General features: G+C 60.9%; 18 protein-coding genes. 10 read left to right on the top strand and 8 right to left on the bottom strand.

Annotation, left to right across the window (positions count from 1 at the left end):
• The first annotated feature begins 20 nt into the window (after positions 1-20).
• Positions 21-485, top strand: coding sequence for a bacterioferritin (gene bfr / locus KSS96_RS25645; protein WP_017525959.1), 465 nt, complete (start codon positions 21-23; stop codon positions 483-485).
• A gap of 66 nt (positions 486-551) precedes the next feature.
• Here bfr and uvrA read toward each other — a convergent pair whose 3' ends face one another.
• The gene (gene uvrA, locus KSS96_RS25640; protein WP_065879151.1) at positions 552-3,386 is read right to left on the bottom strand and encodes an excinuclease ABC subunit UvrA; all 2,835 of its coding nucleotides are present in this window, start codon (positions 3,384-3,386) and stop codon (positions 552-554) included.
• Between the two features lie 178 nt (positions 3,387-3,564).
• On the opposite strand from uvrA, the gene KSS96_RS25635 reads away from it, so the two are divergent.
• From KSS96_RS25635 to tam, 4 genes are all read left to right on the top strand, one after another.
• On the top strand, positions 3,565-4,959 hold the full coding sequence (locus KSS96_RS25635) for an MFS transporter (RefSeq protein WP_017525961.1): 1,395 nt from the start codon (positions 3,565-3,567) through the stop codon (positions 4,957-4,959).
• 9 nt (positions 4,960-4,968) lie between these two features.
• Entirely contained in the window at positions 4,969-5,484 is a 516-nt protein-coding gene (locus KSS96_RS25630) for a single-stranded DNA-binding protein (protein WP_003176397.1), read from the top strand.
• A gap of 148 nt (positions 5,485-5,632) precedes the next feature.
• Positions 5,633-7,204, top strand: a complete 1,572-nt coding sequence (locus KSS96_RS25625) for a hypothetical protein (RefSeq protein ID WP_217855468.1) — start codon at positions 5,633-5,635, stop codon at positions 7,202-7,204.
• A gap of 57 nt (positions 7,205-7,261) precedes the next feature.
• Complete coding sequence (gene tam / locus KSS96_RS25620; protein ID WP_217855467.1) at positions 7,262-8,023, top strand: trans-aconitate 2-methyltransferase; 762 nt, start codon at positions 7,262-7,264, stop codon at positions 8,021-8,023.
• 12 nt (positions 8,024-8,035) lie between these two features.
• Here the strand turns inward: tam and KSS96_RS25615 are convergent, their stop codons facing one another.
• Complete coding sequence (locus KSS96_RS25615; protein WP_217855465.1) at positions 8,036-8,596, bottom strand: cysteine hydrolase family protein; 561 nt, start codon at positions 8,594-8,596, stop codon at positions 8,036-8,038.
• A gap of 97 nt (positions 8,597-8,693) precedes the next feature.
• On the opposite strand from KSS96_RS25615, the gene KSS96_RS25610 reads away from it, so the two are divergent.
• The 3 genes from KSS96_RS25610 (at position 8,694) to KSS96_RS25600 (ending at position 11,678) form a co-directional block, all read left to right on the top strand.
• Positions 8,694-9,653 (top strand): GlxA family transcriptional regulator, encoded by a 960-nt coding sequence (locus tag KSS96_RS25610; protein WP_026067109.1) that lies wholly within the window; start codon positions 8,694-8,696, stop codon positions 9,651-9,653.
• A 170-nt stretch (positions 9,654-9,823) separates the two neighbouring features.
• Complete coding sequence (locus KSS96_RS25605) at positions 9,824-10,933, top strand: DUF3182 family protein (protein ID WP_217855463.1); 1,110 nt, start codon at positions 9,824-9,826, stop codon at positions 10,931-10,933.
• Positions 10,923-11,678: an alpha/beta hydrolase family protein gene (locus KSS96_RS25600; protein WP_217855461.1), complete on the top strand. Its 756-nt coding sequence runs from the start codon at positions 10,923-10,925 to the stop codon at positions 11,676-11,678. The genes KSS96_RS25605 and KSS96_RS25600 overlap by 11 nt, the downstream gene beginning before the upstream one ends.
• A gap of 51 nt (positions 11,679-11,729) precedes the next feature.
• Here KSS96_RS25600 and KSS96_RS25595 read toward each other — a convergent pair whose 3' ends face one another.
• From KSS96_RS25595 to KSS96_RS25580, 4 genes are read right to left on the bottom strand one after another with little or no spacing between them, the layout of a single operon-like run.
• Entirely contained in the window at positions 11,730-12,674 is a 945-nt protein-coding gene (locus tag KSS96_RS25595; RefSeq protein ID WP_068934167.1) for a lysylphosphatidylglycerol synthase domain-containing protein, read from the bottom strand.
• A complete protein-coding gene (gene clsB, locus KSS96_RS25590) occupies positions 12,664-13,932 on the bottom strand; it encodes a cardiolipin synthase ClsB (protein ID WP_135196959.1) in 1,269 nt (422 codons plus the stop codon). The genes KSS96_RS25595 and clsB overlap by 11 nt, the downstream gene beginning before the upstream one ends.
• The gene (locus tag KSS96_RS25585; protein ID WP_017525971.1) at positions 13,929-14,705 is read right to left on the bottom strand and encodes an endonuclease/exonuclease/phosphatase family protein; all 777 of its coding nucleotides are present in this window, start codon (positions 14,703-14,705) and stop codon (positions 13,929-13,931) included. The genes clsB and KSS96_RS25585 overlap by 4 nt, the downstream gene beginning before the upstream one ends.
• Positions 14,702-15,628, bottom strand: a complete 927-nt coding sequence (locus tag KSS96_RS25580; protein ID WP_017525972.1) for a DUF72 domain-containing protein — start codon at positions 15,626-15,628, stop codon at positions 14,702-14,704. Before KSS96_RS25580 ends, KSS96_RS25585 begins: the two co-directional genes overlap by 4 nt.
• Positions 15,629-15,776: 148 nt before the next feature.
• Here KSS96_RS25580 and KSS96_RS25575 point away from each other — a divergent pair, with 148 nt between their 5' ends.
• Entirely contained in the window at positions 15,777-17,876 is a 2,100-nt protein-coding gene (locus KSS96_RS25575) for a mechanosensitive ion channel family protein (RefSeq protein WP_217855459.1), read from the top strand.
• Positions 17,877-18,053: 177 nt separating this feature from the next.
• Positions 18,054-18,938: a sugar nucleotide-binding protein gene (locus KSS96_RS25570; protein ID WP_017525974.1), complete on the top strand. Its 885-nt coding sequence runs from the start codon at positions 18,054-18,056 to the stop codon at positions 18,936-18,938.
• Between the two features lie 63 nt (positions 18,939-19,001).
• On the opposite strand, the gene KSS96_RS25565 is transcribed toward KSS96_RS25570, so the two are convergent.
• Together KSS96_RS25565 and KSS96_RS25560 are read right to left on the bottom strand one after the other, a co-directional pair.
• Positions 19,002-19,700, bottom strand: coding sequence for an OmpW/AlkL family protein (locus KSS96_RS25565; protein ID WP_017525975.1), 699 nt, complete (start codon positions 19,698-19,700; stop codon positions 19,002-19,004).
• Positions 19,701-19,794: 94 nt separating this feature from the next.
• Entirely contained in the window at positions 19,795-20,316 is a 522-nt protein-coding gene (locus KSS96_RS25560; protein ID WP_065879161.1) for a DUF3299 domain-containing protein, read from the bottom strand.
• Positions 20,317-20,320: the final 4 nt, after the last annotated feature.

Genomic DNA, 20,320 nt, shown 5'->3' with positions numbered 1-20,320 from the left:
AAGCAGGGAGATGTAGGGCGATGCAAGGTCACCCCGACGTAATCGATTACCTCAACACGTTGCTGACGGGCGAACTGGCAGCTCGTGACCAATATTTCATCCACTCGCGTATGTACGAAGACTGGGGTTTTACCGAACTCTACGAGCGTATTAACCATGAGATGGAAGAAGAGGCACAGCACGCCGATGCATTGATGCGCCGGATTCTAATGCTCGAAGGCACGCCGCGTATGCGTCCCGACGATCTGGATGTGGGCACCAGCGTACCTGACATGCTTGCAGCTGATCTTCGTCTTGAATACAAGGTGCGTGCCGCACTCTGCAAGGGCATCGAGCTCTGCGAGCAGCACAGCGACTTCGTCACGCGGGAGATTCTGCGGGTGCAGTTGAACGACACCGAAGAAGATCACACCTATTGGCTGGAAAAGCAGTTGGGCCTGATCAAACTGATTGGCCTGGAAAACTACCTGCAATCGCAATTCTGATTTCCGCTTACAAAAAAGCCCCTGTCACCGCAACGTGACAGGGGCTTTTTCTTGGGCCTGAATCACTCAGGCCCGATCGCGTTCCAACAACGGTTTCAAGTAGTAACCGGTGTGGGACTGCGCCATCTCGCTGACCTGCTCCGGCGTACCTACCGCAATGATCTGGCCACCCTTGGAACCGCCTTCCGGCCCCAGATCCACCAGCCAATCCGCGGTCTTGATCACATCAAGGTTGTGCTCGATCACTACCACCGTATTGCCGTGGTCGCGCAACCGGTGCAACACGTCCAACAGTTGCTGGATATCCGCAAAATGCAGCCCCGTGGTCGGTTCGTCGAGGATATACAGAGTCTTGCCGGTATCGCGTTTGGACAGCTCGCGAGACAGCTTGACCCGTTGCGCCTCGCCACCAGACAGCGTGGTCGCCGATTGCCCCAGCTTGATATACGACAGGCCCACATCCATCAACGTTTGCAGCTTGCGCGCCAACGCTGGGACCGCGTCGAAAAACATACGAGCTTCCTCGATAGTCATCTCCAGGGTTTCGTGGATGCTCTTGCCTTTGTATTTGATCTCCAGGGTTTCACGGTTATAGCGTTTGCTCTTGCACACATCGCACGGCACGTAGATGTCCGGCAAAAAGTGCATCTCTACCTTGATCAAGCCATCGCCCTGGCATGCTTCGCATCGCCCGCCCTTGACGTTGAACGAGAACCGACCAGGCCCGTAACCGCGCGAGCGGGACTCCGGTACTCCGGCAAACAGCTCGCGAATCGGCGTAAACAGCCCGGTATAGGTTGCCGGGTTGGAGCGCGGTGTACGGCCGATCGGGCTCTGGTCGATGTCGACCACCTTGTCCAGGTGCTCCAGGCCCTTGATGCTGTCATGCGCAGCGGCTTCCAGGGTAGTCGCGCCGTTCAGGGCAGTGGCGCTCAAAGGGAACAGCGTGTTATTGATCAGCGTCGATTTGCCTGAGCCGGAAACACCGGTCACGCATGTCAGCAGGCCCAACGGAATCTCCAGGTCGACATTGCGCAGGTTGTTACCGCGCGCGCCCTTGAGGTGCAACGCCATCTTTTTGTTACGCGGTGTACGTTTGGCCGGTACTTCGATCTTGACGCGGCCGGACAAGTACTTGCCGGTCAACGAGTCGGGATGCGCCATCACTTCGGCCGGGGTGCCCTCGGCAACGATATGCCCACCATGCACACCGGCGCCCGGGCCGATATCGACTACATAGTCCGCCAGGCGGATCGCGTCTTCATCGTGCTCGACCACGATCACGGTGTTGCCAATATCGCGCAGGTGTTTCAGCGTACCCAGCAGGCGATCATTATCCCGTTGGTGCAAGCCAATCGACGGCTCATCGAGGATATACAACACACCCACCAGGCCGGCACCGATCTGGCTGGCCAGACGAATGCGCTGCGCCTCACCGCCGGACAACGTGTCGGCGCTACGATCCAGCGACAGGTAGTCGAGGCCCACGTTAACCAGGAACTGTAACCGCTCGCGGATTTCCTTGAGGATCTTGTCGGCAATTTCCCCGCGGCGTCCGGTCAGCTTGAGTACGCCAAAGTACTCGCAGGCATCGCCGATGGGCAGGTTGGTCACCGCTGGCAGCGTTTTCTCGCCTACCCACACATGCCGCGCCTCACGACGCAGGCGAGTGCCTCGGCAATCCGGGCAGGGCTGGGTGCTGAGGAATTTCGCCAGCTCTTCGCGCACGCTGGCCGATTCGGTCTCGCGGTAGCGCCGTTCCAGGTTCGGCACGATGCCTTCAAACGGATGCGAGCGCTTAACAATGTCGCCGCGGTCGTTCAAATATTTGAAATCGACATTCTGCGAGCCACTGCCGTGGAGGATGACTTTCTGCTGGTCCGCCGGCAGTTGATTGAAGGGCATTTCCAGGCTGAACTTATAGTGCGACGCCAGCGACCCCAGCATCTGGAAGTAATAGACGTTGCGCCTGTCCCATCCGCGTATCGCACCCTCCGCCAAGGTGAGTTCACCGTTAACCAGGCGCTTGATGTCAAAGAACTGCTTCACACCCAGGCCATCACACGTCGGGCAGGCGCCGGCCGGGTTGTTGAAGGAAAACAGCTTGGGTTCCAGTTCGCTGATGGCATGGCCACAGATCGGGCAGGCGAAGCGCGCGGAGAAGATGATCTCTTCGCCCGGCTCGTCATCCATCGGTGCTACCAGGGCGATGCCGTCCGCCAGCTTCAGCGCTGTCTCGAACGACTCCGCCAGGCGCTGCTGCAGGTCGGCACGTACTTTGAAACGGTCGACCACCACATCAATGGAGTGCTTCTTCTGCTTGTCGAGCTTGGGCGCTTCGTCCAGTTCATAGAGCTTGCCGTTGATGCGCGCGCGCACAAAACCCTGGGCGCGCAGCTCTTCGAAGACGGAAAGGTGTTCGCCCTTGCGCTCGCGAATCACCGGGGCCAGCAGCATCAGCTTGGCGCCTTCCGGCTGGGCCAGCACCAGGTCGACCATCTGGCTGACGGTCTGGGCTTCCAGGGGAATGTCGTGGTCCGGGCAGCGCGGAATACCGACTCGCGCATAGAGCAGGCGCAAGTAGTCGTAGATTTCGGTGATGGTGCCCACGGTGGAGCGCGGGTTATGGGAGGTCGACTTCTGTTCGATGGAAATCGCCGGCGACAGGCCCTCGATGGTGTCGACGTCGGGTTTTTCCATCATCGACAGGAACTGGCGGGCATAGGCCGACAGTGACTCCACATAGCGACGCTGGCCTTCGGCATACAGCGTATCGAACGCCAGGGACGATTTGCCGGAGCCGGACAGGCCGGTGATGACGATCAGTTTGTCCCGGGGCAGGGTCAGGTCGATGTTCTTCAGGTTGTGGGTTCTAGCCCCACGAATCAGGATCTTGTCCAAGATGGCCTCGCACGGCGGGCGTAAATAATGCGGGAGTATACGACGGAAGACTGGATGAATATACACTGTCAAAGTGCCGGGTGCAGCCTTACATGAAAGCTGCGCGGCAAAGCGCCGCATATACCCTCTCAATCGATGGGACTGGTAGAATCGCCGCCGGTTCACACGAGGTTTTTCCATGCACGATCCCCACAGCGAACGCATGAGTAGCGGCGAGACCCGAGCAGCAAGCGGTCTGGCCCTGGTGTTCGCCTTCCGTATGCTGGGCATGTTTATGGTGTTGCCGGTACTGGCGACCTATGGCATGGACCTCGCCGGTGCGACCCCGGCACTGATCGGCCTGGCCATTGGCGCCTATGGTCTGACCCAGGCGATTTTTCAGATTCCGTTCGGGATCATCTCCGACCGCATTGGCCGCCGCCCGGTGATTTACCTGGGGCTGATCGTCTTCGCCCTCGGCAGTGTGCTGGCGGCCCAGGCCGATTCGATCTGGGGCGTGATCGCCGGACGTATCCTGCAAGGCGCCGGCGCGATTTCCGCTGCGGTGATGGCACTGCTGTCGGACCTGACCCGCGAACAGCACCGTACCAAGGCCATGGCCATGATCGGCATGACCATAGGCCTGTCGTTTGCCGTGGCCATGGTGGTTGGCCCGTTGCTGACGCGTGCGTTCGGCTTGCACGGTTTGTTTCTCGCTACCGGCGGCATGGCGCTGATCGGTATCCTCATCGTGGCCTTCATGGTGCCGCGCTCCACCGGCACGTTGCAGCACCGCGAGTCCGGGGTTGCGCGCAAGGCGTTGTTACCGACGCTCAAGCACCCGGACCTGCTGCGCCTGGATTTAGGTATCTTCGTATTGCACGCCATGCTGATGTGCAGCTTCGTCGCCTTGCCCCTGGCACTGGTGCAAAAAGCCGGCCTGCCCAAGGAGCAGCACTGGTGGGTGTACCTCACCGCGCTGTTGATTTCGTTCTTCGCCATGATCCCGTTCATCATCTATGGCGAGAAAAAACGCAAAATGAAACGAGTTTTGCTGGGCGCCGTCGCGACATTGATGCTCACTGAACTATTCTTCTGGCAGTTCGGCGACAGCCTGCGGGCGCTGGTGATCGGCACGGTGGTGTTCTTCACCGCGTTCAACCTCCTGGAGGCTTCGCTGCCTTCGCTGATCAGTAAAGTTTCACCGGCCGGCGGCAAGGGCACGGCGATGGGGGTGTATTCCACCAGCCAGTTCCTGGGCTCCGCGCTCGGCGGCATTATGGGCGGCTGGATGTTCCAGCATGGCGGTTTGTCGGTTGTGTTCCTGGGATGCGCAGGTCTGGCTGCCCTCTGGTTGGCCTTTGCTGTTACCATGCGCGAACCTCCGTATGTGACGAGCCTACGCCTGCCGTTATCGCCTGAAGCGATTCGCGAAGCTGGCTTGGCCGAGCGCCTGAAGGCCGTCGTTGGAGTAACGGACGCAGTAGTGGTCGCAGAAGAAGCTGCGATCTACATCAAATTGGACACCGAATTATTGGACCGCGCGACGCTCGAGCAACTGGTCAACCCAGTGCCGACAGCGCGCCCAGCCTAGGAGAACGTTATGGCCCGTGGGGTTAACAAAGTCATATTGGTCGGTACGTGCGGCCAGGATCCCGAAGTTCGCTACTTGCCTAACGGTAACGCCGTGACCAACCTGAGTCTGGCGACCAGTGAACAGTGGACCGACAAGCAGACCGGTCAGAAGGTCGAAAAGACCGAATGGCACCGTGTGTCGATGTTCGGCAAGGTCGCGGAAATCGCCGGCGAATACCTGCGCAAAGGTTCGCAGGTCTACATCGAAGGCAAGCTGCAAACCCGCGAGTGGGAAAAGGACGGCATCAAGCGTTACACCACTGAAATCGTGGTCGACATGCAAGGCACCATGCAACTGTTGGGCGGTCGTCCACAGGGCGACCAACAGGGCCAGGGTGGCATGTCCAACTCGGCTCCGCGTCCACAGCAGTCGCGTCCACAGCCAAGCCAGCAGCCGCAGCGTGAGTCGCGTCCAGCGCCACAGCAGGCCGCTGCGCAACCGGCTCCTGACTTTGACAGCTTTGATGACGATATCCCGTTCTAAAACGGATAGTCGCAACGGTTGTCGATAACAAATAAAGCCCCTGTGCATTCACCAGGGGCTTTATTTTTGCCCGCAAAATACTGCGCAGGTCTGCACCCCTGCGCGGTCAGGCACGTCAGGGATAGCAGAATGGAACAGGAGTTGAAACGTGAGTACTGATACGTCCGCATCGGATGCGTTGGCCCAGGCCCTCAAAGCCTGCCGAGAGCAAACTCAGGATGCCGAGCAGCGCATCCAGGAAGCCCTCGAGAGGGTTCGCCAGTTGGAAGCGAACCAGGCGGCTCAAATAAGCCATCTGAAGTACGAACTGAGCAAAGAGATTCTAGAGCAGGCCAATGCGCCCATTACCCGGGCGACCCAGGCGCTGACCTTCATCATCTCGGTGGTTGTGGTCGGCGGGTCTGCGCTGACCTATTTCATCAGCAGCAATTTGCAGACGACATTTGAATCCCAGATGAAGCAGCGTGTGGAGTCGTGGCTTTCACTTGAGAACGAATCCTCAGTCGCCAGCAAGACGCTGGATACCTACCGCACCCGAGCATTGCTTGACTCCTACATGATCCAGTTGGCTCGCCGCAAGGCGCGCGGGGAGTCCATGGTTAACCTGGATTTCAGAAAGGGCGACGAAAACCGCCTGCTGTCGATTATCGAGTCGAAAGACTCGGACAGCTCGGATTTTCTCGATGCGCTCAAACTGCTCTCGGTGGCCCGTGGCGGCTGGGCCTTCGGCGCGCGTAACGACTCAATCAGCGTGCGGTTGAGAGCGCTCTTCCAGGATGTTGATTTCGACAACAACCGCAAGCTCTACATCCTCGAAATCATGGACCGCGATGAGGGATTGATGCCCGTGGCGGTCAGTATTCTCAAGCGTGCCGACTCCCCGAAGCCGTTTCGCTTCCAGGCCTTCAAGATGTTGCAGAACGAGCGTCTTGATTCCGAGGGCGGCGCGTTGGCGCACCAATACGCCCTTGAGCGGTTGGACGCCACTCAGGATCCCGACAGCACCGTTGAAGTTGCGCAATATCTGGCAAAGATCGATCCCTTCAACCCCGCACTCACCACGTTTGTGCAGCAGTTGCAAAAGCAGCCCCGAGCAACGCGGATTATCTTGCACACCTCGCTTGCCGCCGGATGGATCAGCTTGCTGCCACACCCGTCGTTTCAGTCAATGGCTGACCTTGACCCAGCGAATCCTCCGGCGGATCGAGCGAAGCTACGACGGATGATTGCCGAGAGTCTCTCTCTGGCCATGGCCGATGGGCTGGGCTTGGGCGTGATTGACAATATTGCCGGGAAACCGGGGCTATCGATGCAGTTCACTCACACCTCCGGCACCATTAATCACGTTGATTTCCCCCTTGATCGGCTGTTCGAAGATTCGCAGCTGCTAAGCGCGTTGTTCGCGCTTGAACAACCGAAAAACCTGGTCGCATTCGCACGGTTTTTCAATACGGTTCATCAGGATGAGGTGGTTACTAGCCTGCGCTTGGAGGTACCTGCCGAGGCATTTGAGCCGGCGCAGCGACAACACCTGGGCGAGCAGGTCGAGGCCCAACTGAAAGTGTCGCCGCAGGGCTCCGCCTATTACCGGTGGACGGACAAGAACGGCGACGTTCATCAGGAACCACTGCTCCGCTCCTTCCACCCCAACGGCATCAAGGTTATGTTTGAGCGCGACTACCTGATCTTCAAGGCGCCTTACGATACGTGGATGTTTTAGCGCTATGCGCGGCTCCAGTACGGTCCACTACCACCACGGGTTAGAAGGAAAGCGGCAATGACCTGGTCTGCCAAGCAATACACCCTGTTTGAACAACAGCGCACCCGCCCCGTCCGGGACTTGGTTGCCGCCATTCCCGATACCAATGTGCGTACCGCTGTCGACCTGGGCTGCGGGCCCGGCAACTCCACCGAAGTCTTGGCCGAGCGGTTCCCTCAAGCCCGCGTCACCGGCCTGGACAGTTCCGATGACATGCTGGCCGACGCGCGCAAAAGGCTGCCCGCGTTGACTTTCGAACTGGCGGACATTGGTGCGTGGAGCCCCGCGCAACCATTCGACGTGATCCTGGCCAATGCCTCCCTGCAATGGCTGCCGGATCACGCCAAGCTGTACCCGCACCTGGTCAGGCAACTGAACCCCGGCGGCACGCTGGCGGTGCAAACCCCGGACAACCTCGACGAGCCGGCGCACCGCCTGGCTCGGCAAGTCGCGGCGGATGGCCCGTGGGCTGCCAAGGTTGGCACGATCAAACACAACGAGCGACACACCGCGAGCTACTACTACGAACTGCTGAGCCGGCATTGCAGCACTGTCGATGTATGGGGCACCACCTACCAGCATCCCCTGGCCGATCATGCCGCTGTGGTGGAGTGGTTCAAGGGCTCGGCGTTGCGCCCCTATCTCGCACCGCTCACGCAGAGCGAAAAAGTCGCGTTCCTGCAGGATTATCAAGCGCGGATTACCCAGGCTTATCCCGCCCTGGCCGATGGCACGGTATTGCTGCCATTCCCGCGCCTGTTCGTCATCGCCACCTGCTAAAACCAGTGGTGGTCATGCCGTTGCGCGGGCCTGCACATACTCGTCCGCCGACACCACATTCGCATACCCAAACGCCAGCGCCGCCATATACGCGGCATGCACCTGCGCCGCCGGAATCACCTGCCCGTTGAACTCCAGGTCCAGGGTGGCGCAGGCGTCGTGGATCACCGTGACGGTGTAACCCAGGTCGGCCGCTGCCCGCACCACGGCATCGACGCACATATGGCTCATGCTGCCCACCACCACCAGTTCGGTGATGCTGCGTTTTTCCAGCAGGGTGCGCAGGTTGGTTTCGCGAAATGCATTCACGAAATGTTTAAGCACCACCGGCTCGTTGCCTTCGTTCAGCACTTTTGGATGCAGGTGCGCACCCTTGGACTCGGGTGTGAAGAACGGCGCGTCCTCGGAGGTGAACTCATGACGCACATGAATCACCGCATCCCCGGCCTCGCGGAAAGCCTGCAGCACCTGGGCGGCCTTGTCCGCAGCCGTTTCCACGCCGTCAAGCGGCCACTTGCCTTGGGGGAAGTAGTCGTTCTGGATATCGATTAGGATGAGCGCTTGCTTGGCCATGGGTAATTGCCTCTTGATGGGTTGATGGGCTCAGTATCTTAGCTGGCGCCGGCGCCGGGCATTGGCTGCACCGACAATAACAGGGGGAAAACTGACAATGGCTGTTGTTGAGTTGGGTGTGTTGATTTACCAAGGTGCGCAGTTGGCCGCCGTGCATGGCTTGACCGACCTGTTTGGGGTGGCCAACCGGATTGGCGCCGAGCACCAGTCGGCGCAATTGCCGCTGCTACGCGTCAGCCATTGGCAAGTGCAGGCCGATGGCCTACCGGCAAAAGTATTCGACACTCACCCAGGCCCCGAGCAGCCGCTGATGGCCGTGCTGGTACCGCCTTCGATCGGCGAGTTCACCGAGGCACAGGCGCCGGCGGCGCTGCTGGCATGGATCCGCCAACAACATGCGGCCGGCACCGTCCTTGGCGGCGTGTGCATCGGCTCAATCATGCTGGCGCGCAGCGGTTTATTGGATGGGCGCAGCGCCACCACTCATTGGTCATCCGCCGAATCCTTCGCCGCACGTTACCCCGCAGTGCGCCTGGAAGCGGACAAACCCATCGTCGATGACGGCGACTTGATCACCACGGCCGGGTTGATGGCCTGGTCCGAGCTGGGCTTGCGCCTGGTCGATCGGCTGATGGGGCCAAGCATCGCCGCCGACACGGCGCGCTTTCTGGTGATCGAACACAGCGACAGCGCCAGCCAGTGCGGCAGTAATTTTGCGCCGATCCTCGGCCATGGCGACGCGGCCATTCTCAAGGTTCAGCACTGGTTGCAGGCCAGCGGCGCGGTGGATGTGTCTGTCGCGGCCATGGCGCAGGAAGCGGGCCTGGAAGAACGCACCTTCCTGCGGCGTTTTCGCGGCGCCACCGGCCTGAAGCCCACCGAATACTGCCAGCACCTGCGCGTGGGCAAGGCGCGGCAGATGCTGGAGTTCACCAACGGCACCATCGACCATATCGCCTGGACCGTGGGCTACCAGGACCCCAGTGCCTTTCGTGCCACATTCAAAAAAATCACCGGCCTGGCGCCCAGTGATTACCGCAGCCGCTTTGGCGTGTAAGTCGTGCAGAACGCCGCGCCCTCGCATCGCCGTCGTGCAGAATAAAACAGGCCATCTGCCATCTTTTTTCCACAACGGATGAAATTCCGGACCCTACGCGTCAATCAGCCTTGGCCTGATCCCTGCAACCCCTTGTTGTACACACACGGTGGGATAGCCAAGGGGGAAGCATGACCCCAAATCAACGTAAAAAACTGGTGGTTGCTCACTCCTCGCGAGCGGGCGCGCCACAGCATGAAGTCGACACCAACCGCGCCTTGGCCCGTTGGCTGGCGCAGGTCCTGGGGCTTGAATTCGGTGGTAGCTACGACCGGCAAAAACACGCAGGCCGCGAACTTTACCTGCTGCCCACCCAAACGTTGGTGGGGCCGGAGCAGGCGCTCGCCCTGAATATCAGAGGCCCGCAAGACTTGTGGGGCGGGTATGTCGAGCACGATTTCATCTGCACCAAAGCCATCAGCCATGGCCTGTTAGGTCCCGAAGCCAAGGCGCCCGAAGGCTGGTCGGCGTTGTTCTGTGAGCGTGTACGCGATGTGGTGCTCGACGGCCTCAGCGTATTTGCCCTGGACGATGCACGGCCCGCCGCCACGCGCTTGCTCTACAGCGGGCCCATTCGGCTGAAACCGGTGCATGCGTGTGCTGGGCGCGGTCAGGAAGTTATCCACAGCCTCGACGAATTCGATGCGCTGCTGGCGCGGCCCGATGCGGCGCAACTGTTCAACCAAGGCGTGGTGCTGGAACAAGACCTGCACGATGTGGTCACCCATAGTGTGGGCCACAGTTGTATCGGCGAGCGTGTGTTCAGCTATTGCGGGGAGCAATACCTCACCGAGGACGGGCAGGGCGAGAAGGTCTATGGCGGCTCCAACCTGCTGGTGGTGCCGGGTGATTACGCGGATTTGCTGAAGCTCGACCTGCCCGACGATGTGCGCCTGGCTATCGAGCAAGCCCAGGTCTTCGATGCCGCCGCGGATGAAGCCTACCCCGGCTTCTACGCCTCGCGGCGCAACTACGACATCGCCCAGGGCCTGGACAGTGATGGCCAGCGCCGCAGTGGCGTGCTTGAACAATCCTGGCGCATGGGCGGGGCCAGCAGCGCGGAAGTCGCGGCGCTGCAGAGCTTTGTCAATCAACCAGGTCTCAAGGCCATTCGTGTGTCCTCGGTAGAGACCTACGTGGAGCAGGCGCTGCCGGCGGACGCCATCGAGGTGTACCGCGGCCCGGCGCAAAACAGCGACTTTCTCCTTAAGTACGTAACGGTTAACTCTTATGACGGCTAGAAGCGAAAGCATTGCGATCGATATCGACGACGAACAGATGAGCGGGACGTTCCTGAGCCCCAAATCCAAAGTGCCGGGCGTGTTGTTCGTACACGGTTGGGGCGGTAGCCAGGAGCGCGATCTTGAGCGCGCCAAAGGCATCGCCGGCCTCGGCTGTGTGTGCCTCACCTTCGACCTGCGCGGCCATGCCGGCACCGGTATTCCGCTATCGCGCGTCACCCGCGAAGACAACCTGTGCGACCTGTTGGCCGCCTACGACCGGCTGCTCTCGCACCCGGCTATCGACACGTCGGCGGTGGCCGTGGTGGGCACCAGTTATGGCGGTTACCTGGCCGCGATCCTGACGTCGTTGCGCCCGGTACGCTGGCTGGCGCTGCGGGTGCCGGCGCTGTATCGCGACCAGGAATGGACCAAGCCCAAGCGTGACCTGGACAAGATGGACTTGATGGATTACCGCAGCACGCTGGTGCATGCGCAAACCAATCGCGCCTTGCAGGCGTGCTCGGCATTTACCGGGGATGTGCTGATCGTCGAATCGCAAACCGACGACCATGTGCCCCACGCCACCATCATGAGCTACCGCGCGGCGTGCCAGCAGACCCATTCCCTGACGCACCGCATCATCGACGGTGCCGACCATGCCTTGAGTGATCCGGTGTCGCAACAGGCTTACACGTCGATTCTGGTGGACTGGATCACCGAGATGGTAGTGGGGGAGCGCTTGAGCATCATCCAGTCCAGGTAATTCGTGTAGGTGGGCGTACCCGCGAAGGCGGTACGCCCGGCAACTCTTCCCTCACGTGGCGGTTTTCTTAACCCGCAACGCCTTCGCCTTGGCCTCCACCGCCAGGTACATCACCAGCGCAATCAGCAGCGGGCAAATAAAGTAGATCGCCCGATAAGCAATCAAGCCGGCCAACAAACTGCCCCGTGATGCTTCATGCTGCAACAAGCCGATGAACACCGCTTCCAGCACGCCGAGCCCGGCCGGGATATGCGTCAACACCCCGGCAATCGCGCTGATCAGCAACACGCCGAGTACCAGTGGATAGTCCAGCTTGGCGGGCAGCAGGGTAAAAATCACCGCGGCCATCAGCGACCAATTCAGCGCACCCAGGGCCAACTGCAAGCAGGCCATGCGCAGCGAGGGCAGATTGATCTCGATGCCGCGAATCGACCAGGCGCGTTTTTTTGCAAACCGGCACGCCGCCAGGTAACCCAGACTGGCCAGCACCAACAGCACGCCCACCCCCTGCAAGGCGCCGCTGCTCAGCTTCCAACCCGGCGGCATCGTCACCAGCCCGCTGCTGAACACCGCGCCGGCCAATGCCATGTAGCCAAACCAATTGGTGGCCAGGCTCAAGCCGAGGATCTTGGCGATATTGCCGGTGCTCACCCCCAGGCGCGAGTACAGCCGGTAGCGCATGGCGATGCCGCCGACCCACGCGCTCAGGTTGAGGTTGAACGCGTAGCTGATGATCCCCACCGGCAGGATCTGCTTCCAGCGCAAGGGCTGGCGGATGTAGGTGCGGCCGATCAGGTCGAAGCAGGCGTAGACGATAAAGCTGCATAAGGTCAGCGCGCTGGCGACCAACAACGTGCGCAGTTTGAAATCGCCCAAGGTCTGGACCACTTCGCTCCAGTCGATCCTGCGAGCGAGCAGGGTGAACAGCGCGATCAGCAGCAGGAAGAATGCGACGGTCAGGGGTTTCTTCCAGCGTTTGAAGCGTTCAGACGTCATGGGCCTGGCCCTCGTGTACAAAAGGTTTCAAGCGCGGTTTGTGCGCCGGCAGCCAGCCGGTCAGCGCCGGGAAGTGGCGCATCACATGGAACACCAGGAAACCCACGGTCAATCGCCACAGCCATAGGCGCGGCTTGCGCTTTTGCGGGATGGTCCGGCAGTGATTTTTCGCAAGGGCTTGCAGGCGTTCATACAACTGCTGGTTGAACGCACGGTCGCCAATCAACACGTTGGCTTCCAGGTTCAGCGCCAGGCTCAACGGGTCCAGGTTGCTGGAGCCCACGGTGCTCCAGGCGTCGTCCACCAGCGCCACTTTGCCGTGCAGCGGGCGCTGGCAGTATTCGTGGATCACCACGCCATCCTTGAGCAGGTAGTCGTAGAGCATGCGCGCCGCCAGCTTGGCCAGCAGCACGTCGGGCTGGCCCTGCATGATCAGTTGCACCTGCACGCCACGGCGTGCGGCATTACGGATCTCGCGCAGCAGGCGGTAGCCGGGAAAGAAATACGCATTGGCGATCACCGCCCGTGTTTGGGCTTTGCTCAGTGCCTGGATATAGGCCTCTTCGATATCGTCGCGGTGTTGCAGGTTGTCGCGGTAAATCAAACGTACCCAGCCATCGCCCTGCTCGGTCGACCAAGGCGCAGGCCGTTGCTGGCGGCGCCGCCAACCGCGTCGCGTGCGCACTTGGCGGCCGCTTTGCGCCAGGGCGAAGTGATGCAGGTCGGCCACTGCCGGGCCAACCACTTGCACGGCGTAATCCTGTTTGGCTTCGGCGCCGAAATCGGCCAGGTGATCGGCCGAAAAATTGATCCCGCCGATAAACCCCACGCTGGCATCCACCACCACGATCTTGCGATGCAGGCGGCGAAACCAGTTGGTGCGGATGCCGAGGGTTTTGGCGGCGGGATCAAACATTTGCACCATCACCCCGGCGTCGGCCAATTCGCTCAGGAACGCCGGGCTCAGTTCGCCACAGCCAAAACCGTCAAGGCTCACCACCACCTTCACGCCACGCTGCGCCGCCGCGATCAGGATGCGTTGCAGCGCGTACCCAACCTTGTCTTCGAAGAGGATGAACGTCTCCAGCAGGATCTCGCGCTGGGCTTGGCGCATGGCCTCGAACACCCGTGGAAAGTAGGCCTCGCCGTTCTCCAGCAACTGGATCTGGTTGCCGCTTTGCCAGCCGTAGTCCAGGTCGCGGGCCTTGGTTTCATCCGGCGGTTGGTCGGTGGGAATGTGCTCTACCGCGACGTTCATAGTTCGACCTCCACCGAGAGCGGCACATGGTCCGACAGATGGGACCAGGGCCGTGTGTTCAGCACTTTCGGGTGATGGGCCTTTAAGTTGCGCACGTAAATGCGGTCCAGCGCGAGCAACGGCAGGCGCGCGGGAAAGGTGCGCGCCGGCTTGCCCAAGGCTTCGACGAACACTTCCTTGAGGCCGCTCTGGCTCAGGTCGGCGCGCTGGCGCCAATCGTTGAAATCCCCGGCCACCACCAACGGCGCATCGGCGGGAATCTCACTGATACGCTGCTCCAGCAGGCGCAGTTGCTGCTGGCGATGGACCTCGCGCAAGCCCAGGTGCATACAGATCGCGTGGACTTCTTGCCCGGTACCCGGCAGGCGCAGCACGCAATGCAGCAGGCCACGGTTTTCGTGCCCGCTTTGGGATATGTCCAGGTTGTCGTGGCGCACGATCTGGAATTTCGACAGCAGTGCATTGCCATGATCGCCATGGGGGTAAACCGCGTTGCGCCCGTAGGCAAACTGCGGCCAGATGCTGTCGGCGAGGAACTCATATTGCGGCATGCTCGGCCAGTCGCTGTAGCGCTGTGGATGGCGTTCATGAGTGCCGTGGATCTCCTGCAAAAACACCATGTCGGCGCCTACGCTGCGCACCGCCTCGCGCAACTCGGGCAGGATGAAACGCCGGTTCAGGGCGGTGAAACCCTTGTGAATATTCACCGTCAGCACCGTAAAACGTCGGATGGCGGCGGAGGGCGGGGTGGGGATCAGTTCCGGGTGGGTCATGGCAATACCCCCGGTTGCGGCAGTTGGCCGGGCTCGGTGGCGAGGTGTTTATCCAACCCGAAACGGTGGAGCAATTGGCGCGCGTCGAAGGGCGCCCGCACCTTGATGTCATTGTCGAAAAAACAGAACACATCACGCTGCTTACGCGCATGGGGCGTGTGATGCGGGTCGATCAGGTGAGCGTCCGGCGGTTGTTTGCCGTGGCGCCAGCACTCGATGCGGTCACCCCAGCGCTTGAGCGCCTCGCTCGTATAACCGCTGGCGTACAACTGCTTATCGCCGTGCAGGCGCAGGTACACGAAATCGGCGGTGACGTCTTCCAGATACGGCCACTTGCCGGCGGTGTCCGCCACCACCAAGGCTACGCCGTGCTGCTCAAGCAATTGCACAAAGGCCGGTTCGGCAAAACTTTTATGCCGTATCTCCACCGCATGGCGCAGCACGCGTTTGCCGTGGGCTTGCAGGCTCGCTTTGCCGTTCAGGCGCGGCTCATGCTGGCGGGCGAGGGCGGCGGCCTGTTGGGTGTCGGTGGGTAATTGCTTTAAAAAGCCTTCGAACAACGCGGGATCAAATTTGAAACTGGGCGGGAATTGCCAAAGGATGGCGCCCAGCTTTTCTTTGAGTTCAAGCACGCCGGAGGCAAAGAAATTGGCCATGGCCGCGTGTGCGTCCTTCAAGCGCAGGGTGTGCGTGATGTAGCGCGGCGCCTTGACGCTGAACATGAACGCTTCAGGCGTGTCGGCATACCACTCGGCGTAACGCTGGGGAGTTTGCAAGGCATAGAAGGAGCCGTTGATTTCGATACTGTTGACGGCACGCGAGGCAAACTGCAATTCGCGTTTCTGAGTCAGCCCCTGGGGGTAGAAGCCCCCGCGCCAGGGCGTGTAGCGCCAGCCGGAAATGCCGATATGAATCGCCGCCATGGTTGCTCCCGTAGAGATAGGGTCGTTGTGGGATGACTGCGCTATTTGGCTGAAAGTTTCGCTGTTCCTACAGACGGCACATTCCCGGGAACGATCAGAGCGCAAATCCGTCAGTTCCTTACGGACCCGTCTGAAGGAGCTCGGAGTTTTGCTGAACTTAAAAACTGCCTTACTGCTCGGCGTGCTGCTGTGTTGCGGCAACGGCGCGTTGCACGCCGCGGCGACCGCGCCGGAACCGGAGGCGCCGGCCAAGCCGGAGTTGCTGGTGGAGGGCGGGCTGCTTGGCGCCATCAGTTCCAGCATTGATGACGTACAGCAGAAGCTGGATCTCAATCAGAACGTCATTGACGAATGGCGCCTGCGTGCCGACCGGGCCGCGAACGAAGTCGGGCGCCTGGTCGACCAGACGGCTGCGCGTTCGCCGTGGAGCGTGGCCGGCGATTTCCTCTTGTTGTCGGGTGTGTGGCTGGGCGCCTTTGCGCTGCTGACGCTGCTGGGGCGACTGCTCGTGCGGCGCCTGAGCCAGCGCGCATTCGTCGAACGGCGCGGGCGCCTGCTGGGCGTGCTTGGCTATGTGCTGCCCTATACGATCCCGGCCCTGATTTGCCTGCCGCTGACCCTGTATGTCAGTTATTTTTTAGCCACTTCGGTCGGCCGCGCACTGGCGCTGTGTTTTGCCTATGCGACCAGCAGCGGCATCTTTACCACCTCGATGCTGCTGTGCGTGATCGTGATGTTCACTGTCGGCCATAAGCGCCGGGCGGTGCGGATTATTCGCGGCTACTGCCCCAAACCGCTGTTCCTGATCGGCTTTCTCGCCGCCCTCAGTGACGCGCTGACCAGCCCGCAAATCGCCCGTCAACTTGGCGGCAATATCACCAGCAGCGTCGCGGTATTTACCGCGCTGTTCGCGACGCTGATTTTCGGCGTGCTGGTGGTGCGCCTGCGCAGGCCTGTCGCGCATTTGATCCGCAACCGGCCACTGGCCCAGCGCCTCAAACACCCGGCTTTGCAGCAATCGCTGCGGATCTTCTCCGGGCTGTGGTACTGGCCGATTTTATTGATGGTGCTGGTCTCGGCGATCAACCTGATCGGCGCCGGTGACGATAATCAAAAGGTCCTGCGCTGCGCACTGTTCACCACCATCCTGCTGATCGGCACGGTATTTCTCAGCACGGTGTTGCAGCACCTGTTCAAATCCCGCAGCCAGGTGGCGATCCAGCGCAGCAGTGCCTACAAAGAGCGCTTCCTCAGTTTGTTGCACGCGGTCTTGCGCATTGTCATGGCCGTGGCTTTTATCGAAATCCTCGGGCGCATCTGGGGCGTGTCATTGTTTGAGTTTGCCGAGCGCAACTCCATAGGTCGCGCCATCAGCAACTCCTTGAGCAGCATCGGGCTGATCCTGCTGGTGACCTGGCTGTTCTGGGTGGTGCTCGACACGGCCATCCAGGAAGCGCTGAAACCACCGGTGAATAAACGCGCCAGCCGCCAACCGAGCACACGGGTCAAAACCATCCTGCCGCTGCTGCGCAATGCGGTGAAGATCATCCTGGTGGTGATCTGCGCGATCACCACCATGGCCAATCTGGGCATCAACGTCGCGCCGCTGCTGGCGGGCGCCGGCGTGGTCGGGCTGGCCATTGGTTTTGGCTCCCAGCAACTGGTGCAGGATGTGATCACCGGGCTGTTCATCATCATCGAAGACACGTTGTCCATCGGCGATTGGGTGGTGCTCGACTCCGGCCACGCCGGCACGGTCGAAGGCCTGACCATTCGCACCCTGCGCCTGCGCGACGGCAAGGGCTTTGTCCACTCGGTTCCGTTTGGGCAGATCAAGGCGGTCACCAACCAGTCGCGACAATTTGCTTATGCGTTCTTCTCGGTGCAGTTCACCTACGACACCGATGTGGACAAGGCCGTGGAGCTGATTCGCGAGGCCGGGCAGTCGATCCGCGACGATGTGTTCCTCAAGTACAACCTGCAAGGCCCGCTGGAAGTGTTTGGCGTCGACAGGATGGACCTCAACGGCGTCGTGCTCACGGCGCAGTTTCGTACCGTCTCGGGCGGGCAATATGCGGTGAGCCGGGCGTTTAACCAGCGCTTGAAAAAGCTTGTGGATAACTGCGCCGAGGTGCACTTCGCACAAACTTATCCACAGCAGGTTTTGTTGCCCCGGCGGATGGCGCAGGTGGATGAGGATAGGCCCGCCTCGGCGGCGCTGACCGAGCAGCCCGGGCAACAAGAATGAGGTTGGCTGCTCTGGCTTGCTCGCAATGACGGCCAACACGTTGCCAGTGCGTACTTTATCCGTGACGGTTGCGCTACAAACCCGCAAAATGCAACGATTCTGGCAAATGCCAACGGCAAGGCTCACGGGCCTGCCGACCATAACCATCGTTCCCAACAGACCGGGCCTGCTCAATCTATGCGAATGCGCCTTATGTTACTGGGCGGCGGGAATGCCCTCGGGCAGGCGCTGATTCGCCTCGGTGCGGAGGAAGACATCGGTTTCCTCGCCCCTAAACCGCCCCAAGACGGCTGGGATGCCGCGAGCCTCACCCAATTGCTCGACGACACCCGTCCCGATGCCTTGATCAACCTCGCCTACTATTTCGACTGGTTCCAGGCCGAAGCGGTCAGCGAAACCCGTTTGGCCGCCCAGGAGTTCGCCATCGAACGCCTGGCCGAACTCTGTCAGCACCACACCATCACCTTGGTGCAACCGTCCAGTTACCGCGTGTTCGATGGCTCCCGCGCCACCGCCTACAGCGAGAAGGACGAGCCGGTGCCCCTGGGCCTGCGCGGCCAGGCGTTGTGGCGTATCGAACAGAGCGTGCGTGCCACGTGCCCGCAGCATGTGCTGCTGCGCTTTGGCTGGTTGCTGGACGACAGTGTCGACGGCACCTTGGGTCGCTTTCTGGCCCAGGCCGAACAACCGGATCAATTGCTGATGGCGGACGACCGTCGCGGCAACCCGACACCGGTGGACGATGCGGCGCGGGTGATCATCTCGGTGCTCAAGCAACTCGATTGCGCGGCGCCGCTATGGGGCACGTACCACTACGCCGGGCATGAGGCGACCACGCCGCTGGCGCTGGGCCAGGCGATACTCACCGAAGCGCGCAGCTACCACGCGCTGGCCATCGAAGCGCCTACCGCCCAGGCCCACGCGGCCCGGCCGGACGCGGCGGACGAACCGCAGCACGCGGTGCTGGCCTGCAAGAAAATCCTGCATACCTTTGGCATCAAGCCACGGGCATGGCGGGCGGGGCTGCCGGCGTTGCTGGACAGGTTCTACCGCCACAGCTGAGCCACCGCAAAGCAAAATGTGGGAGGGAGCAAGCCCCCTCCCACATGGGTTATGCGGTGCCGATTAGAACTTGTAGCCAATACCCACCATGTAAACCATCGGGTCTACGTCCACATTTACCTTGGCGCGAGTGCCCGGCGCGACCGCGTTGTTTTCCACGGTGGCCTTGGTGCTGATGTCGATGTAACGCGCCTGGGCGTTGATCATCCACTTGTCGTTGATCATGTAGTCAGCACCGATCTGCGCGGCCCAACCCCAAGAGTTTTCGGCTTTGAAATTGCTGAAGCCGGCTTCGGAGGCGCGGCTGCCGACGTGTTCGTCGTAGATCCAGGTGTAGTTGATACCGGCGCCGACGTAGGGTTGGAAGGCGGACTTGTTGTCCAGCGGGTAGTACACGACGCTCAGGGTTGGCGGCAGGTGCTTCAGGGTGCCGAGCTTGCCGTTGGCGGCGCCGAGGGCGGTGCCTTTGATCTTCACGTCATGCTCGAAGGGCGTGGCCGCCAGCAGTTCGATACCCACGTGGTTGGTCAGCATATAGGCGAAGTTCAAGCCCAGTTGCGTGTCGCTGCTCATGGTCGCCTTACCGCCCAGGTTGGCGCCGGCCAGTGGGCCCTGGTCAACTTTGACAGTGCTGCTGTCGGCCTTCGGGTTCACGGTGATTGCACCGGCGCGAATCAGAATGTCACCCGCTTCGTGAGCGTGGGCAACGGGGGCGACGAGGGCGAGCGCGAAGAGGGACGCGCCGAGCAGAGACTTGTTCATGGGAGCTCCAAAGGACGTTTAAAAGTTGTACGTCCAATGGTAAAGATCGTTCCGTTCTGTCCGTTGACTCAGCTCAATGAAAGGGCGATCAGCGTTATTCCGGCAGTTCGTACATGTAAATTTTCTCGGCATCCATCTGGTAGCCGGCGTCGGCCAGTTCGCTGGTGGACGGTTTGACCTGCATCGCGCCTTCAATCCAATACGGCTGGTACAGCTCGTCGAGCTTCACGCCGACTTCGCTTTTTACATGCACGATCTGGTTCGACGGCGGCGGCGGCACGTGGATGCACGCGCCGAAATACGGCACCAGCAAGAACTCGGTGGTGCGGCCTTCTTCGCTGACTTCCAGCGGCACGATATAGCCCGGCAAGCGAATATGCTGACCATTGAGGCTTTGCACCACCGGCGCGTTGGGCAAATCCTGCTTGGCGGCCGGCGCGGCTTCCACCGACAAGGCATCGGCCATGTTCGACAGGTTGTGCAGCGGTTTCATATTGGGCACTTCCGGCGGGGCGTCCGGCGGGATCATCTCCTGCCAGGACAAATCCTTGGGCTGATCCTGCGCCCACGCGGGCACGGCCACCAGCAACAACAGCGCAAACAGGGCACGACGCATCGAA

This window comes from Pseudomonas asgharzadehiana, assembly GCF_019139815.1.
Classification (GTDB): domain Bacteria; phylum Pseudomonadota; class Gammaproteobacteria; order Pseudomonadales; family Pseudomonadaceae; genus Aquipseudomonas; species Aquipseudomonas asgharzadehiana.
This window is presented reverse-complemented; position numbering and strand designations above follow the sequence as displayed.

Coding starts and splice junctions, on each gene's coding strand:
- KSS96_RS25600 (WP_217855461.1), top strand. CDS start 10,923: ATGACGGCTAGAAGCGAAAGCATTGCGATCGATATCGACGACGAACAG.
- KSS96_RS25615 (WP_217855465.1), bottom strand. CDS start 8,596: ATGGCCAAGCAAGCGCTCATCCTAATCGATATCCAGAACGACTACTTC.
- KSS96_RS25565 (WP_017525975.1), bottom strand. CDS start 19,700: ATGAACAAGTCTCTGCTCGGCGCGTCCCTCTTCGCGCTCGCCCTCGTC.
- bfr (WP_017525959.1), top strand. CDS start 21: ATGCAAGGTCACCCCGACGTAATCGATTACCTCAACACGTTGCTGACG.
- KSS96_RS25595 (WP_068934167.1), bottom strand. CDS start 12,674: ATGACGTCTGAACGCTTCAAACGCTGGAAGAAACCCCTGACCGTCGCA.
- clsB (WP_135196959.1), bottom strand. CDS start 13,932: ATGAACGTCGCGGTAGAGCACATTCCCACCGACCAACCGCCGGATGAA.
- KSS96_RS25635 (WP_017525961.1), top strand. CDS start 3,565: ATGCACGATCCCCACAGCGAACGCATGAGTAGCGGCGAGACCCGAGCA.
- KSS96_RS25585 (WP_017525971.1), bottom strand. CDS start 14,705: ATGACCCACCCGGAACTGATCCCCACCCCGCCCTCCGCCGCCATCCGA.
- KSS96_RS25630 (WP_003176397.1), top strand. CDS start 4,969: ATGGCCCGTGGGGTTAACAAAGTCATATTGGTCGGTACGTGCGGCCAG.
- KSS96_RS25605 (WP_217855463.1), top strand. CDS start 9,824: ATGACCCCAAATCAACGTAAAAAACTGGTGGTTGCTCACTCCTCGCGA.
- tam (WP_217855467.1), top strand. CDS start 7,262: ATGACCTGGTCTGCCAAGCAATACACCCTGTTTGAACAACAGCGCACC.
- KSS96_RS25580 (WP_017525972.1), bottom strand. CDS start 15,628: ATGGCGGCGATTCATATCGGCATTTCCGGCTGGCGCTACACGCCCTGG.
- KSS96_RS25610 (WP_026067109.1), top strand. CDS start 8,694: ATGGCTGTTGTTGAGTTGGGTGTGTTGATTTACCAAGGTGCGCAGTTG.
- KSS96_RS25560 (WP_065879161.1), bottom strand. CDS start 20,316: ATGCGTCGTGCCCTGTTTGCGCTGTTGTTGCTGGTGGCCGTGCCCGCG.
- KSS96_RS25570 (WP_017525974.1), top strand. CDS start 18,054: ATGCGAATGCGCCTTATGTTACTGGGCGGCGGGAATGCCCTCGGGCAG.